Origin of the sequence: Exiguobacterium sp. s140 (assembly GCF_018617035.1) — a bacterium.
Taxonomy (GTDB): domain Bacteria; phylum Bacillota; class Bacilli; order Exiguobacteriales; family Exiguobacteriaceae; genus Exiguobacterium; species Exiguobacterium profundum.
In genome coordinates this window covers 130376-143666 of the sequence record NZ_JACSJK010000005.1, presented here as the reverse complement: position 1 = coordinate 143666, position 13291 = coordinate 130376, and the positions used below count along the sequence as shown (strand labels likewise).

The window sequence follows — 13291 nt, the reverse complement described above, 5'->3', positions numbered from 1 at the left end:
AAGTTCGTCATTGTCAAAAGAAAGAGGGACGTCATATACTGAAAGAGTAAGATAGTTTTGAATAAGGGGGAAACAATATGTCAAAAACACATGATGTGATTGAGTTGACAGAGAAGTTCGGGGCACATAACTATCATCCACTACCGATTGTCATTTCGGAGGCGAAAGGGATTTGGGTAACCGATCCTGAGGGGAACCGCTACATGGATATGTTAAGTGCATACTCTGCTGTCAATCAGGGACACTGTCATCCAAAGATCATCCAAGCGCTTAAAGATCAAGCGGATAAGATCACGTTGACGTCGCGTGCCTTTTATAACGATCAACTCGGACGTTTTTACGACAAAGTGGTAACGCTTACAAAGAAACAGATGGTGTTACCGATGAACACGGGTGCAGAAGCGGTCGAGACGGCCGTGAAGACAGCACGTCGTTGGGCATATGACGTGAAGGGTATTCCGGGACAAGCTGAAATCATCGTCTGCTCAGGAAACTTCCATGGACGGACGATGGCTGCTGTGTCGATGTCGACAGAAGCGGAATATCAGCGTGGATTCGGACCGCTATTGCCAGGGTTCAAAGTTGTGCCATACGGTGATATCGACGCGTTCGAAGCGGCGATCACAGAGAATACAGCTGCGTTCATCGTTGAACCGATTCAAGGGGAAGCTGGAATCATCATTCCGCCGGCTGGTTATTTGAAGCGGGCATCTGAGCTCTGTAAAGAACATAATGTCCTCTTCGTCGCAGATGAAATTCAGTCTGGACTTGGTCGTTCTGGAAAGTGGTTTGCCATCGAGTGGGAAGACGTCACACCGGATATGTATATTCTCGGAAAAGCACTTGGAGGTGGGGTCTTCCCAATCTCATGCGTTGCAGCTGACCAGGAGATTCTTTCGGTCTTCAACCCAGGCTCGCACGGGTCGACGTTTGGCGGAAACCCGCTTGCTTCAGCTGTTTCGGTCGCAGCTCTTGAAGTGCTTGAAGAAGAAAACCTACCGGAGCGTTCGCTAGAACTCGGGACGTACTTCATGGATCGCTTGAAGTCGATCGACAATCCGATGATTCGTGATGTTCGCGGTCGCGGACTCTTTATCGGCATTGAGTTGACGGAGTCGGCTCGTCCTTACTGTGAGGCGCTAAAAGAGCGAGGACTTCTCTGTAAAGAAACACATGAGACCGTGATTCGATTGGCACCACCGCTCGTGATCACGAAAGAAGAACTCGACCAAGCGTTCGAAGCGATTGAAGCCGTTTTGGCGCCAGCAGCTATTTCGTAAATGAAGACAGCTTGATATAATCGTTTTAGCTCAATCGACACCTGCGTTGCAGGTGTCTTTTTCGTGGAGGAGGAATTCAATGCTGTACGTATACGTTGGACTAGCAGGGGCGGTCGGTGCTTTGGCTCGCTATGGACTCGGCTTGATGGTCGATTCACTGGGATCAAGTGTGTTTCCCGTCGCAACTCTTCTGACTAATCTCATCGGTAGTTTTTTGTTGGGGTGGTTGACACACATGTTTCTTCGAACAGGCAAACCTTCTCCTCAATTCGTCACCATTGTAGGGACCGGAATGATCGGTTCCTTCACTACATTCTCTACGTTTAGTGTTGAAACGATTCGATTATTAGAGGAAAGTCGAATCGGGCTGGCGCTTCTATACGTCTTTCTGAGTATCACGCTTGGACTCGGGAGCTCATGGCTTGGTTATCGTGTCGGCGTGAGACGAAAAGGTGAGGTGAAATAGAGTGACAATCATGTGGATTGCGACAGGTGCCTTTTTTGGTGCGATGTGTCGTTTTGCTATCGGTCAACTGATGAAACGGTGGTCTGATTCCACCTTTCCATTTGCAACATTATTCGTCAATGTGTCGGGTTCGTTTGCTCTTGGGTATTTATATGCCCACACGAGCCATCCGTCGCTCCTTCTCTTTTTAGGGATTGGATTTTTAGGGTCGTTTACGACGTTTTCGACTTTGAAACTTGAATTGATGCGGTTTGCGACAAAAGACTGGATTCGATTCGGACTTTATCTCCTTGCGACATATCTGTTTGGAATACTGGCTGCTTATATCGGATGGTCCATCTAAAACAACGCCCCTTCCATTTCGAAGGGGCGTTGTTTTATTCTGCAAGTTGAAGCTTCTCGGTACATGAAGCACAAGTCGTTTCGTATGACTCGCACTGTTCATCCATATGCTTCCCGCATTCCTGGCACGTTTTGTCCGGTAGTTTTTGATAAAACTCGACAGATGATTCGAGTCGGCTTGCCCATTCATTCATATGAAAATGCCTCCTTCGTAGATGTGTCACGGTATTGGTTGTTATCATGATTGTATTATAACAGGTGGCGCAAAGTCAACTATAATATATAACAGATATATTCGGGATTTTTTGCTACACTATACTCATCAAAAGACGAGGTGAAAAAAATGAAAGTGCCACAGTGTGAAACGATTGGGATTCAATCTGAGGACGTTCCAACGCTACAAACCGCCTTGGCGCAATTAGATGCGCCTCGAGTCAGTCGTTTGTTTAAAGCATTCGCTGATCCGACCCGTTTAAAAGTGCTGTATGTGTTGACGCTCGAACACGAACTATGTGTATGCGATGTGGCCGCCGTTATCGGCCACTCTAACGCGACCGCATCTCACCATTTACGGACGTTACTCGAACAAGGGTTGGTAAAGTATCGTAAAGAAGGGAAAGTCGTTTATTATTCATTGGATGATGAACACGTAAGACAGCTCGTTGAAATTGCATTGACGCATAGTGAAGAACAAAAAGACGTTTAAGTCCAATGACCGTCCCTCGAATGGGGACGGTCATTTTTTTGGTACTTGTCTTCGATTAAAATTCACGTTACGATATATTCAAATGAACGTTTGAATGTTGGGGGGATATGATGAAAAATCGAGACGTACTACCTGTGTCCGGTATTACCTGTACGAATTGTGCAGCTAAGATTGAGCGAGATGTATCGAAACGTGAAGAAGTCGCATCTTGTCAAATTGATTTTGCGACGAGTCGTATGGTGATTGAGTGGGTGGACCAGTCAAACCGTGACAAGACGCTTCAGTCGATTGAGCAGACGATGGGACGGATTGAACCGGGAGCAAAGTTTGTTAAACAAGACGACGATCAAACCGTAGGACGAGATTGGACGCTTTGGAGATTCCTTATGGCTGCTTTTATTTTTTCAATTGCCATTTGGACAGATTCGACTTTAGGATTCATTGCGGCATATTCACTTGCTGGCTACGACGTCGTATACGGTGCGATCCGGAACGTATGGAACCGGGAATGGTTTGACGAGAAATTTTTAATGACCATTGCGACAATCGGGGCATTCGCCATTTCAGAATACCCGGAAGCGGTAGCAGTCATGCTGTTTTATCAGCTCGGTGAATACGTGCAAGGACGGGCGGTACGCGCCTCCCGAAAATCGATTCAGTCCTTGTTGAATATGAAACCGACCCGAGCGCGTGTACTCGAGGCGGGTCAGGAAATGGAACGATTGCCGGAAGACGTGTCGGTTGGGTCACATCTCGTCATTCGTTCAGGAGAACTAGTCCCGATGGACGGATTCGTCGTGAGTGGGGCGAGTTCCCTAAATACATCGTCTTTGACAGGTGAATCCGTTCCAAGGCAAGTGAGCGCGGGCGAGGAAGTGTTGGCAGGTATGGTCAATATCGAGGGGCGTCTCGTCGTTGAAACGACGAAACTTGCGGCTGAGTCGAGCCTTCAAAAAATGATTGCTCTCGTCGAAGAGGCGAATGGAAAGAAAGCAAAGACGGAACAAATGATCACACGATTGGCAAAAGTCTACACGCCGATTGTGGTAGTCATGGCGACACTTGTCGCATTCGTTCCACCCTTGTTTGTAGGGGACTTGAATGAATGGATTTACCGGGCCTTGATTTTTCTCGTCATCAGTTGCCCGTGTGCACTTGTGATTTCTATCCCGTTAGGTTATTTCGGGGGGATCGGTTCTGGATCGAAACAAGGGATTCTTGTAAAAGGTGGCGAGTTCCTTGACACGTTGACTGAAGTGGATACAGTGGTCTTCGACAAAACAGGGACATTGACGACCGGACGATTTGAAGTGACCGATGTCGTGACGACAGACGGTATCACCGTTAATGAACTGTTACATTTAGCTGCTCGGGTCGAACGAGCATCCAATCATCCTCTTGCGCAAGCAATCGTCCGTCGTGCTGGGGAGGTTCAAGCGTTTGAATCGATTCAAGAGGAGCCAGGATATGGTCTCCGTGCACGAGGTGGTGACGACGAGGTGTATGTAGGGAGTGCCCGTTACATGGAACGGTTAGGTCAAGTGATTGCAGATTCGTCAATCGGGACGAATGTACATGTGATGAAGAATAATCGTTGGCTTGGACGAATCGAACTGATGGATACGGTAAAGCCGGATGCGATGGCTGCAATCGAACAATTGAAACGAATCGGAATCCAGACGGTCATGCTATCTGGAGATCGTCGAGAAGTCGCTACAAAAATTGGCAAGCAACTCGGATTGGATGAAGTACGAGGGGAGTTGCTTCCGCACGAGAAAGTGGAGGCAATCGAACGGATGCTCGGAACGCGTAAAGTTGCTTTCGTCGGGGATGGTATGAATGATGCGGCGGCTTTGGCCCGGGCAGACGTCGGTCTCGTCATGGGTGGCGTCGGAAGCGATACAGCAGTCACGGCGGCGGACGTGGTATTGATGCATGATGCGCCAACGGATGTCATTCGGGCCATTGAGCTAGGCAAACGAACGAAGCGCGTCGTCTGGCAAAATATTTTCCTTGCCTTTGGAATCAAAGCACTTGTCATGCTTTTAGGATTGTTCGGCATCGCAACGATGTGGGAAGCGGTATTTGCGGACGTGGGAGTGGCGCTTCTTGCCATCGCGAACGCGACGCGGTTACTTCGTATGACATCATGAAAGAAGTGTCTCGGTTTTGTACCTGAGACACTTCTTTTTTTATTCGATTCTGTCGTGATGCGTTTTAATGCGCAACAACATAAAGGTGAGGATGACAATAATAGCAAGAAGTAAAAAAGTGATGGTGAAAAGGACTTGTGTCAAGAAAGATACTTGATTCTCTGCCGCAATCAACTCTTTATGAATGTCTTTGTATTGCATTTGTTTGAGAGACCGTAAATCTTCTAAAATCGTTTGCCGAAGTTCTGTCATCGTTTCTGCGACAGCCGTCGCTTTCACTAAGTCGCCTTCTTCATAGATGACGAGAACGCGGTCGGCTTCCTTTTCCCAAATGGCATCTCGTTCGAGTAAATCGAGGACAGAGCTCGGTGTGTCCGGGTCATCGATGATGGATTGTTTAAGGTCTTTGGCTTGTCGAGACATGCTATAGTACATCTCTAAAAAGTGTCGGTCTTCATATGCGAGTAATCCACGGATGGCATTTGCCCGTTCGACGTTATAATACATCACGTCTTCAATCGATTCATAGGAGTCGAGTTGTTCGCCTTGAATGGTTTCGAGACGCTCATTTGTTTCTTTCAATTGAAAAATAAAAATAAAAATAATCGAAATAGATAAGATTGATAAACTGATCCATAATAAAATCCACTTTCGTTGTGACATCGTGACCCTCCTTTCTTCTACATCGTACATGATTTTTTTTAAAACGACAGAAAATATTTTTTTGAAAAAGGAAAAAACGGGGAAATGTATAATCATTAAGAGTAGTGTCTCTTGATGAGAGAAGACAATTAGATGCATAAGGAGAGTCAGTATGGCAGAGAACTCGACGTTACACAAGCTGTGCCAGGTTTTACGAAACAAGCGAACCAATCTTACCTATGAGATTCCGAGTCTTTGGAATCGCATGCGTTTCCATTCCGAGCCGGTTCGAGATGGGGTGGAACGTGTCAATCCGTATGATTTTTTGTTGGAAACGATTGAAAAAACGATTTTCCCGTATGCACATGAAAGTCGCGACTATCGTACTTCCATTGCGCTTGCAGACGGACATTTACAAACCGGAGGGGATTGGATCAAACGGGCATCGGTTTACTCCATGCAAGTTCGTACATCGACCTCATGGGACCACGATGGGTCGGGTTACGTTGAAATGGAGAATTCAGTGGGAATGAAAGACACAGGCACTTTTGTGAAAGCGCTTGCATTGATTCCACATCTTCTCTATATGGGGATCGATACATTATTCCTCTTACCGATTTCGCAACACAGCCATAAAAACAAGAAGGGTGAATTCGGTTCTCCTTATGCCGTGCAAGACTTTTTCGCAATCGATGAAGAGTTGAAGGAAACGTTAACTGGTGACGAGATGACGGTCGAAGAAGAATTTGCCGCATTCGTGGAGGCCTGTCACATGGTAGGGATTCGTGTCGTCATCGATGTCATCCCGCGGACGTGTGCCCGAGATAACCGTCTCATCTTAGAAAACCCGGAATGGTTTTACTGGATTCCCTTGACGGAAGTCGATTACTATCATCCGCCATATGTTCCGGGCATTGGGGAGAACGTCAAACCGGAATTTGCTTTCTTGCCGATGGTGTATAACTCAGAAGACGTATGGCAACACTTGCGACGGTTTTCCATGGCACCGAACTTGATTGATGCGGAGAAGTGGGGTCGTGTACGTAACACGTTGCTCGAGCATCCAGAAGAAAACGTATTGGCGATGATTGAACGAGAGTTCGGATTGACAACTGCACCTGCTTTCTCGGATTGTATCAATGACCCGCAACCACCATGGTCAGACGTAACCTATTTCCGACTTTTCTTAGACCATCCGCTTGCAGCGGCACCTTATGTGAACGATGCGAACATTGCGCCTTATATTCTGTTTGACTCGATCAAATCCAATCAATTCCGAGGAAATGAGATCAATGAACCCCTTTGGGAGATGCTCGCTGACATCATTCCTCACTATCAACGGGCATACGGTATAGATGGGGCGCGTATTGATATGGGTCATGCCCTTCCGGTTGATTTAGCACAACGAATTTTGGAACAACCGCGTGCCATCGATTCGAATTTCAGCTTTATCGCTGAAGAACTCATCGAGTCTGGAGCCTGGGCGGCGAAGGATGCTGGCTATAACATGATTATCGGATATGGCTTCTATAAAGAACCGCGATTCAACACGCATGAAACTCATCAATTCTTATATGATTCACGCTTTTTACCTCTACCAGTATTTGCGGCAGGTGAAACGGCCGATACACGTCGTCTCGCGACACGGGAAGGTGGACGAAAGGCAAGTCGCTTGTTGACGGTGTTAAACGGATTTATGCCAAACGGGGTCCCGATGACGAACTCGGGGCTTGAATTGTATGAGACACAACCGATGAACACTGGACTCGATTGTCGACCGGAAGAGGCGTATCAACTCTTCCCGACGGACCCTTATTTCGGCAAGCTTGCGTTTTTTGATGCATATCAGTTTCATTGGGACCATCCAGAACGGGATGAAATGATTGAAGTGATGCATCAAGTGGCTGAAATTCGACGTCGATGGTTGGATGTGCTCGTTGATCCGAATCACTTTGAACCGCTCGTTTTAAATGAACCGTTCGCCACATTCATTGGATTCGCTTGGTTACGGCCAGAAACGAATGATACATTGCTCGTCGTAGCGAATACGAACATGATTGATACGTTACGAGGAGTCGTCACGCTTGATGGGGTAAGACGTCGAAATTGGAATGCGAGTCGTTTTGCGGAGATGGTCTATTCACCTGACTCATGGCCGTATCCGGAGCATTCGTTTGATGACAATTGGAATCTCGTCGTCGATTTGAAACCGGGAGAAGTCAAAGTGTACGAGATGAGATGAAAAAACGCCTTGGACCGAATAACCGGTTCAAGGCGTTGTGTGTTTCATGTAGTAAATGACAAATTCATCGAGCGGCATCGGTTTCGCATAGCGATATCCTTGCATGGAATCGCATCCGATTTTACGAAGGAACGTCTCCTGGTACTCGGTTTCGACACCTTCGGCAACGAGCGCCATACCGAGTTGGCGTGCCATGGCGACAATGGTCGTCGTGACCATTTGATATTCGCGATTCTCTTCGAGTTGCATCGTGAACTCACGAGGGATCTTCAGTTCATCGATTGGATAGCGGACAAGGTATGCGAGTGAACTGTACCCTGTTCCGAAATCATCGATGGACAGCTTGATGCCGAGTGCTTTTAATTCTAAAATGCGATTTAATACACGATCTGAGTGATGTGCGGCAACGGTTTCCGTCAATTCAAAATTAAGGCGTGACGGCTCAATCGGGAACCGTTCGAATAGTGTTTTTAAATAATCAATCAAATGTTCATCGAACAACTGACGGACGGACAGGTTAACGGATAGTTTTGGTAAGTGGATGTCCCCTTGTTCAAACACGTGGATTAATTGGAATGTTTCATGAATCATCCAACGACCTAAATCCTGAATGTGTCCCGTTTCTTCAGCGATCGGAATGAACTGGCTTGGCGGAATGAACGCACCGTTATGTTGCCAGCGCATGAGCGCCTCTGCTCCGATGATTGCCTTCGTCGAGGCATCGACTTGAGGCTGAAGGAAAAGGGAAATCTCGCCTTTTTCAAGTGCGGTTTCAAGCCCTTCCATCAACACTTTCCGCTCTTCCTTGTCCTCCCGTAACTCTGGTTCGAACATGACGGTTTCGTCACGACCTTTGTCTTTCGCGCGATACATCGCCAAATCGGCATTCGAAAGCAAGTGCTTTAATTTTTTCCCGTGCTCCGGGAAGCGGACAATCCCGATCGAGGCATGTACTTCGACGAGTGTCCCGGCCATATAATACGGGGGACGATAGACAAGTCGCCGCAATCGTTCCGTCAACATCTCATCGTCTCCATGTTCCGCGACGACGATAAACTCATCGCCCCCGAGTCGCCCGGCATATTCGTTCGGCAAGAGTGCAGTCCGCAGCCGTTTTCCGATATGTTGTAATAACTGGTCACCCATATGATGACCGAATTGATCATTGATTTCTTTAAATCCATCCAAATCGGAAAACATCAATGTGAACGTACGCCCTTCCTCGATCAAGCGTTCGATTTGCTCTTGAAGTGCGTAGCGGTTATGAAGACCGGTCAAACTATCGAATTTAGCTTGATACAGAATTTGTTCTTGTTGCTCGATCATCTGGGTGATGTCTTTAGCGATAGCGTAGATGCCCTCGACTTCTCCCTCGATGATCATTGGGACGTTGACCAATTGCCAGACGCGTGTTTCCCCTTCGTCGGTCATCACACGCACATCGATTGTTCGGGGACGACCGTTCGTCAACTCTTGAAGAATGATGGTATAAGGTGCACGGTCTTTCGATTCAATGATGTCTAAGATGTTCGAGCCGAGTAGTGTTTCGGTTGTCAGTCCTAAGATAGAGCTGCCGGCCTCGTTGACAGATAACACTTCGCCATGCAAGTCGAATAAGAAAATCGGTTCTGAATGGTAGGCAAAAAGCGAACGGTATTGCTGTTCACGAATTTCTAATTCATGTGCCTTCGTCGACACGGCAACTTCCAAATCTGTGTTGACGGAATGCAAGCGATGACTGATGAGTGCGTTCTGTTTGGAGACGACAAACTGACGAATGAGCAACAAGAGGACGGCATTTGCAATCATCGAGTCCATCACGGATGTTCCGAGAAGACGATCGGAAGCGAGTAAAAACATCATGACGACCACACTATACAGCACATAATCGACAATGGAATCGTAGGCAAGTACATCTTCCGATACATCATCGACCCAGTAGCTGATCGAGATGGTCAAGATACTACTGATTTGTAAAAGGTGAATCACTTCATGTGTGATTCCCGAAAAGACAAACAGCGTGTTAGCAATCGATGCAATCGTGAATCCAAGAATTCCGATGAGCAATAAAATGCGGAACTGTTGACCAGCTGAGACGACTCGATTTAAGTACAGGAATGCGAGCATCATATAGAGGCTGATGAGTAACATCTGCTCTTCAAATCCGCTCAACTGTGACACGAGCGAGACGGCTTGCGTTGAAAAGAACCAAATATGAAGTCCGCCAATCAAAAGGAAACTAAACAGGGCGATTAAATCGAATGTGCGCAGTTTCAAAGTACGAAACTCAATCGATTGCGTGATGACGATTAAAGCCATGATTAAATAAAAGAAATTTTGAAGGAACAACAAGGACTGCGTATTGTCGTTGATTGAATGATAGTGCATCAATAAGTACAGCGTGAAACATACATTTCCTGCACTAATCAAAATATGGATAAAACGCCGCATCCCTCTATGTTTAAAGATTGCTACTCCGCTAAAACCAATCGCGGCCCCGGATATGACGAGATAATAGATGAACAACGTGATCTGTCGTAAGTCGTGCGGGGTTAAAAATAAAAATAAAAGTCCGGTAGAAAAAGTTCCGATGAGAATCGCCGGAACGTATTGGCGCAACGAGTAAGCAGACAACTCATGCACCTCCTTCTGTATATGTATGGGGCTCTTATTTATTATCGGAACAGGTGAACAAAGATTACACAAAAAAATCGACAACAATCTATATTGTTGTCGAAAATTTTAGATTTACAGTGTATAGGAGTGTTCTTTAAAGTTTCCGACGACTGAATCGATTTCAGACACAGTGACAAACGCCTCAGAATCGATTTCAGACACGATTTGACGAAGGCGTGGGATTTCATTGTTCTGGACGACGACGTACAGCATTTTTTTCGAATCGTTCGAATATCCGCCTGTCGCATCCATGATGGTGACGCCCCGTTTCAAATTCTGCTTGATGACCAAGTTGATTTCGTCTGCTTTTTGACAAATGATGAAGCATTGCTTTTGGGCAGCGAAGAATTTATGAATCGTAAGCAGCGTTCGGGATCTGACGAAGCTTAACACAAGCGCGTACATGACAGCTTTGATGTCAAAGACGATGAAAACCAACACATAGACGATGATGTCTTGTGTCAGAAAGATTTTAGGCAACGACAAGTTTCGATTATTCATATAGATGACTTTCCCTAGAATGTCGAGTCCACCGGTGGAAGCTCCTGCAAAGAGGAGAAGTGCGAGTCCAAGCCCTGAAACGATTCCGCTGAACACCGAAGCGACGAGCGGATCATCGAGTGGGGTCGGGGGAATCAAGACTGGCAAACTATCGATGAGGATAGAGGAAAGTACGACGACAATTCCTGTCATCAAGATAAATCGACGTCCCAAATATTTTAGTCCCAATAAAAAGAGTGGGATATTAAGCACGAGCTGTGTCAAACCGATGGGAGTTCCAAACAGTTCATTCGTAATCAACGTGATTCCGACGATTCCCCCAGAACCGATTTCGTTTGGTTTGAGCAGTAAGCTGACAAAGACAGACTGAAGGATTGTCCCGGCAATGATGAACAGTACCGTTTCAAGGGCAACCCGTTTTCGAGATTTTGCATACATAGATAATGGCTAGGCCTGACGCCTCCTTTTTGTAAGTCTTCTGCAAGCGTACTGCTACTTTTACCTCATTTCAAGTCTCACATGTCATTATGGAATCGATCGATATCACTCGCTAATTGCTCATGTACGTAATCGATGACTTGAGCATCATCAAAAAGTCCGAGCGGGACATCGTCTGGAATCGCATCGAATGGGGAGACGAAGTACAGGATGGCCGCAACGAGCTCCTCTTGTTTATCTGCTTGCATCTCAAATTGTTCATTGTAAAGCGCGCGTAACATATTCAGCATTTGTTTCATCTGGAAGTAAAGTGTCAGTTCTTCTTCACGCTCGATGTTACTGATTTCATTGGATGCCACATCGACTGTGACTTTTGCGAGTGCGCGTTCACCTTGAACGAGCAAGTCGCCCAATTGTTCTCGGTCGCGGATGTCTTCTTTCGCTTGTTTTAAAAAATGTGTGTATGTTGTTTTCCAATCTGCCATTTGGATTCCTCCTTCTTTCTTCATCTACTAATATGCCCGTTTTTGCGCATTGGTTGCAACTTTTCCTGAAATTTAAGAAAATAAAGATAACTGAAAAGGAGGAACGATACATATGTCTAAGATTTCGATGCCGACAGAGGCAGATTTCGCACGCTATGCAGAATTAGCGGTGAAAAAAGGTGTGAACATTCAACCTGGTCAACAATTAGAAGTACGTGCTGACATCAGTCAGGCACCACTCGTCCGTCACGTGGTGAAAGCTGCTTATGCGGCAGGAGCGAAGCAAGTGTTCGTCAACTGGAGCGACGAAGAAACAGGGAAGATCCGTTATTTCAATGCACCAGCGGATTCGTTCAAAGAGTTTCCAGATTGGTTGAAGGCTCGTTTTGAGCAATTGGCTGAAGAGAAGACGGCATTCTTGTCAATCGTCAGTGATGACCCGGATGCGTTGAATGGTGTGGAATCGTCACGCATTTCGGATGCAAACCGTGCAGCAGGACAAGCGCTTGCGAAGTGGCGTCAATATGTGATGAGCGACAATGTGAGCTGGTCAATCGTCGCAGGTGCATCAGAAGCGTGGGCACAAAAAGTATTCCCGGGACGTGATGATGCGGTTGCAGCATTATGGCAAGCCATCTTCGCAGCAACGCGGATGGATCAAGAAGATGTTGTCGCGGCATGGGATACACACGATCAATCACTCCGTAGCCGTGCGAAGCTGTTGACAGAGAAGAAATATGCGAAGCTTCATTACAAAGCGCCAGGTACGGAACTGACGATTGGACTTCCGAAAAAACACGTCTTCCTTGGCGGTGGCGGCCCGAACGTCGATGGCATCGACTTTATCGCGAACATGCCGACGGAAGAGGTGTTCACGCTCGCAGATAAAGACTCTGTGGAAGGTCACGTGTCGAGCACAAAACCACTCAGCTACAGCGGGAACTTGATTGATGAGTTCACTCTTTGGTTTGAAGGTGGGAAAGTCGTCAAAGCGGAGGCGAAAAAAGGGCAAGCGGCTCTTGATGAATTGTTGAACATGGATGAGGGGGCGCGTCGTATCGGTGAAGTAGCGCTCGTTCCGGATGATTCTCCAATCTCGAACTCGGGTCTTCTCTTCTATAACACGTTGTTTGATGAGAATGCATCGTGTCACTTGGCGCTCGGCCGTGCGTACTCGACATGTCTCGAAGGGGGTCCTTCGATGTCACAAGAAGAGCTCGCGGCGAACGGTGCGAACGACTCGATGACACACGTTGACTTCATGATTGGTTCAGCCGAAATGAATATCGATGGTGAACGGGAAGATGGGACGCGTGAAGCAATCATGCGTGACGGGAACTGGGTCATCTAAACAAAAGAG

12 protein-coding genes are annotated in these 13291 nt (G+C 46.7%); 7 read left to right on the top strand and 5 right to left on the bottom strand.

What is annotated here, in order from left to right; genetic code table 11:
• The first annotated feature begins 77 nt into the window (after positions 1-77).
• The 3 genes from KNO61_RS15400 (at position 78) to KNO61_RS15390 (ending at position 2089) form a co-directional block, all read left to right on the top strand.
• A complete protein-coding gene (locus tag KNO61_RS15400) occupies positions 78-1280 on the top strand; it encodes an ornithine--oxo-acid transaminase (protein WP_015880758.1) in 1203 nt (400 codons plus the stop codon).
• Between the two features lie 79 nt (positions 1281-1359).
• Complete coding sequence (gene crcB, locus KNO61_RS15395; RefSeq protein WP_214689106.1) at positions 1360-1746, top strand: fluoride efflux transporter CrcB; 387 nt, start codon at positions 1360-1362, stop codon at positions 1744-1746.
• A 10-nt stretch (positions 1747-1756) separates the two neighbouring features.
• Positions 1757-2089: a fluoride efflux transporter FluC gene (locus KNO61_RS15390; protein WP_078147891.1), complete on the top strand. Its 333-nt coding sequence runs from the start codon at positions 1757-1759 to the stop codon at positions 2087-2089.
• 34 nt (positions 2090-2123) lie between these two features.
• Here KNO61_RS15390 and yhfH read toward each other — a convergent pair whose 3' ends face one another.
• Entirely contained in the window at positions 2124-2282 is a 159-nt protein-coding gene (gene yhfH / locus KNO61_RS15385; RefSeq protein WP_015880761.1) for a protein YhfH, read from the bottom strand.
• 149 nt (positions 2283-2431) lie between these two features.
• Between yhfH and KNO61_RS15380 the strand changes: the two genes are divergently transcribed.
• Together KNO61_RS15380 and KNO61_RS15375 are read left to right on the top strand one after the other, a co-directional pair.
• Complete coding sequence (locus tag KNO61_RS15380; RefSeq protein WP_015880762.1) at positions 2432-2794, top strand: ArsR/SmtB family transcription factor; 363 nt, start codon at positions 2432-2434, stop codon at positions 2792-2794.
• Between the two features lie 110 nt (positions 2795-2904).
• Entirely contained in the window at positions 2905-4947 is a 2043-nt protein-coding gene (locus KNO61_RS15375; RefSeq protein WP_214873799.1) for a heavy metal translocating P-type ATPase, read from the top strand.
• Positions 4948-4986: 39 nt separating this feature from the next.
• Here KNO61_RS15375 and KNO61_RS15370 read toward each other — a convergent pair whose 3' ends face one another.
• The gene (locus KNO61_RS15370; RefSeq protein ID WP_078146294.1) at positions 4987-5610 is read right to left on the bottom strand and encodes a hypothetical protein; all 624 of its coding nucleotides are present in this window, start codon (positions 5608-5610) and stop codon (positions 4987-4989) included.
• Between the two features lie 151 nt (positions 5611-5761).
• On the opposite strand from KNO61_RS15370, the gene KNO61_RS15365 reads away from it, so the two are divergent.
• A complete protein-coding gene (locus KNO61_RS15365; RefSeq protein ID WP_214873797.1) occupies positions 5762-7831 on the top strand; it encodes an alpha-amylase family protein in 2070 nt (689 codons plus the stop codon).
• A gap of 27 nt (positions 7832-7858) precedes the next feature.
• Here the strand turns inward: KNO61_RS15365 and KNO61_RS15360 are convergent, their stop codons facing one another.
• From KNO61_RS15360 to KNO61_RS15350, 3 genes are all read right to left on the bottom strand, one after another.
• Positions 7859-10474 (bottom strand): putative bifunctional diguanylate cyclase/phosphodiesterase, encoded by a 2616-nt coding sequence (locus tag KNO61_RS15360; RefSeq protein ID WP_353048432.1) that lies wholly within the window; start codon positions 10472-10474, stop codon positions 7859-7861.
• A 105-nt stretch (positions 10475-10579) separates the two neighbouring features.
• On the bottom strand, positions 10580-11446 hold the full coding sequence (locus tag KNO61_RS15355; RefSeq protein ID WP_015880767.1) for a YitT family protein: 867 nt from the start codon (positions 11444-11446) through the stop codon (positions 10580-10582).
• A 77-nt stretch (positions 11447-11523) separates the two neighbouring features.
• Positions 11524-11931: a YkvA family protein gene (locus tag KNO61_RS15350; RefSeq protein WP_015880768.1), complete on the bottom strand. Its 408-nt coding sequence runs from the start codon at positions 11929-11931 to the stop codon at positions 11524-11526.
• Positions 11932-12043: 112 nt separating this feature from the next.
• Between KNO61_RS15350 and KNO61_RS15345 the strand changes: the two genes are divergently transcribed.
• Entirely contained in the window at positions 12044-13282 is a 1239-nt protein-coding gene (locus KNO61_RS15345; RefSeq protein WP_015880769.1) for an aminopeptidase, read from the top strand.
• Positions 13283-13291 lie beyond the last annotated feature (9 nt).

Bases quoted from the DNA above. Each gene is read 5' to 3' on its own strand.
- KNO61_RS15400 (WP_015880758.1), top strand. From the start codon at position 78: ATGTCAAAAACACATGATGTGATTGAGTTGACAGAGAAGTTCGGGGCA.
- KNO61_RS15355 (WP_015880767.1), bottom strand. From the start codon at position 11,446: ATGTATGCAAAATCTCGAAAACGGGTTGCCCTTGAAACGGTACTGTTC.
- KNO61_RS15390 (WP_078147891.1), top strand. From the start codon at position 1,757: ATGTGGATTGCGACAGGTGCCTTTTTTGGTGCGATGTGTCGTTTTGCT.
- KNO61_RS15365 (WP_214873797.1), top strand. From the start codon at position 5,762: ATGGCAGAGAACTCGACGTTACACAAGCTGTGCCAGGTTTTACGAAAC.
- KNO61_RS15350 (WP_015880768.1), bottom strand. From the start codon at position 11,931: ATGGCAGATTGGAAAACAACATACACACATTTTTTAAAACAAGCGAAA.
- KNO61_RS15345 (WP_015880769.1), top strand. From the start codon at position 12,044: ATGTCTAAGATTTCGATGCCGACAGAGGCAGATTTCGCACGCTATGCA.
- KNO61_RS15370 (WP_078146294.1), bottom strand. From the start codon at position 5,610: ATGTCACAACGAAAGTGGATTTTATTATGGATCAGTTTATCAATCTTA.
- crcB (WP_214689106.1), top strand. From the start codon at position 1,360: ATGCTGTACGTATACGTTGGACTAGCAGGGGCGGTCGGTGCTTTGGCT.
- KNO61_RS15380 (WP_015880762.1), top strand. From the start codon at position 2,432: ATGAAAGTGCCACAGTGTGAAACGATTGGGATTCAATCTGAGGACGTT.
- yhfH (WP_015880761.1), bottom strand. From the start codon at position 2,282: ATGAATGAATGGGCAAGCCGACTCGAATCATCTGTCGAGTTTTATCAA.
- KNO61_RS15375 (WP_214873799.1), top strand. From the start codon at position 2,905: ATGAAAAATCGAGACGTACTACCTGTGTCCGGTATTACCTGTACGAAT.